This window comes from Microbispora sp. ATCC PTA-5024, assembly GCF_000511135.2.
Classification (GTDB): domain Bacteria; phylum Actinomycetota; class Actinomycetes; order Streptosporangiales; family Streptosporangiaceae; genus Microbispora; species Microbispora corallina.
The window spans coordinates 615858-617763 of record NZ_KI866524.1 but is presented as its reverse complement, the minus strand read 5'-3'; the positions used below and the strand labels follow the sequence as shown (position 1 = coordinate 617763).

Genomic DNA, 1906 nt, shown 5'->3' with positions numbered 1-1906 from the left:
CGGCCAAGGCCGCCCGGCTGACGGACGGCCCGGCCTGGCGGCTCGCCGCCCACGCCCCCCTGGTGGGGGACGCCGCCCGGACCGTCCGCGGCCTCACCGTGGGCGCGGCCGAGATCACCGAGGTCCTCGGCGACGTCACCAGGGCCGGTATGCCGCTGCTCGCGGCCCGCGGCGCCTCCCTGTACGACGCGCGCGGCCTGCTCGCCGGCCTGCGCGGCGCGTCCCCCGTCCTCGACCGGGCCGCCGCCCGGGTCGCCGGCACCGCCGGCCGCCTCGCCGCCACCCCGGCCGTACCGGACTGGAGACGCTGGACCACGCCCGCGCGGGGTTCCTCGCCCAGGTGGGCGACCTGCGCTCGACGCTGTCGGCCGCGGCCACGGCGGCCGCCGTGCTCCCGCCCATGCTCGGCCTGGACGGCACGCGCCGCTACTTCCTCGCCTTCCAGACGAACGCCGAGGCCCGGGGGACCGGCGGGCTGGTCGGCGCCTTCGGCGTGCTGAAGGCCGACCGCGGCAGGCTGAGCGTCACCGGCCTGTCGGCCGACAACGGCCTGGGGCTCAACCCCCGTCCCGTGGCCGACTTCGGCACGGCCTATCGGGAGCGGTACGGACCCGACGCGCTGCGGCTGCTGTCCATCTCGAACCTGTCCCCGCACTTCCCGTACGCCGCCCGGACCGGACGGGGCTGTGGGAGCGGCAGAAGGGCCGGCGGCTGGACGGCGCGGTGGCCGTCGACCCGGTGGGCCTGTCGCGGCTGCTGGCGCTGATCGGCCCGGTCACGGCCCCCGGCGGGCAGCGGGTGACCGCGGACAACGTGGTCGACCTGACCGAGCGGACCGCCTACGCCCGCTACGCCGACCCGGTCGCCCGCAAGCGCTTCCTCATCGCGATCGCGGGGGCCGTCAGCCGGGCGCTGTCCCGGGCCCCGGCCGACTCCCTGCGCGTGCTGCCCGTCCTGGCCGGCCTGGCAGGCGAGCGCCGGATCCAGGTCTGGAGCCGCCGCGGCGACGAGGAGCGGCGCCTGTCCGCCGCGCCCCTCGCCGGGGTCCTCGCGCCGGAGCCCGGGCCGTACGCCGGGCTGGTCGTCAACAACTCGGCCGGCGGGAAGCTCGACTACTACCTCGGCCGATCGCTCGACTACACGCTCGGGCCCTGCCGTGGAGGGACGCGGGCGTCGACCGTGACCTTCCGGCTCACCAACGACGTGCCCCCCGAGCCGCTGCCGAGCTATGTGACCGGCAGGCTCGACTCGCCCGGGCGGCCGCCCGTCGCCGGGTCGAACCTGTCGTGGGTCTCCCTGTACGCGGGGGTGGGGGCGCGGCTGCGGGCGGCCCGGCTCGACGGAAAGCCCGTACGGATGATCACCGAGACCGAGCGGTCCCACCCGGTCTACTCGCTGCTGCTGGAGTTCGCCCCCCGGCAGACCAGGACCGTGCGGCTCGACCTCATGGAACCCGCGTCGTCGCGGCCGCCCCTGACCCCGTGCAGCCGCTCGGCCGGCCGCAGCGGACGACGGTCTCCGACGACGCCGGGAACTGTCCCGCGTAGAGCCCGGCCCTGCCCGGCGCGGCCGGGTGTGGAAAGGGTCAACCCGCGCGTGCCGCGCCCCCGGCGGCCGGGGGTCGCCGTCTAGCGTCTCCCCTCATGGAGGCATCGCCCGCGCCCGCCCGGTTCCGCGTCCTGTTCGTCTGCACGGCGAACATCTGCCGGTCGGCCATGGCGGAGCGGGTGGCCGCGACGGCGCTCGCGGGCCTGCCGGGCCTGGAGGTGGAGAGCGCCGGCACCCACGCGCGTCACGGCCTCCCGGTGGCCGCGGAGACGGCGCGGGCGCTGGCCGAGGCCGGCGTCCCGGCGAGCGGCTTCGCGTCGCGGCCGCTGACGCCCGAGCTGGTCCGCGCGGCCGACCT

At 77.8% G+C, this 1906-nt stretch carries 3 protein-coding genes; all 3 read left to right on the top strand.

Annotation, left to right across the window (positions count from 1 at the left end; all coding sequences use genetic code 11):
- Positions 1-340: 340 nt before the first annotated feature.
- Complete coding sequence (locus tag MPTA5024_RS44335) at positions 341-766, top strand: DUF4012 domain-containing protein (protein WP_051458562.1); 426 nt, start codon at positions 341-343, stop codon at positions 764-766.
- On the top strand, positions 724-1632 hold the full coding sequence (locus MPTA5024_RS23430) for a DUF4012 domain-containing protein (protein ID WP_051458561.1): 909 nt from the start codon (positions 724-726) through the stop codon (positions 1630-1632). The genes MPTA5024_RS44335 and MPTA5024_RS23430 overlap by 43 nt, the downstream gene beginning before the upstream one ends.
- Positions 1633-1643: 11 nt before the next feature.
- The coding region (locus tag MPTA5024_RS23425; protein WP_036329231.1) for a low molecular weight phosphatase family protein at positions 1644-1906 on the top strand (263 nt) is incomplete at its 3' end.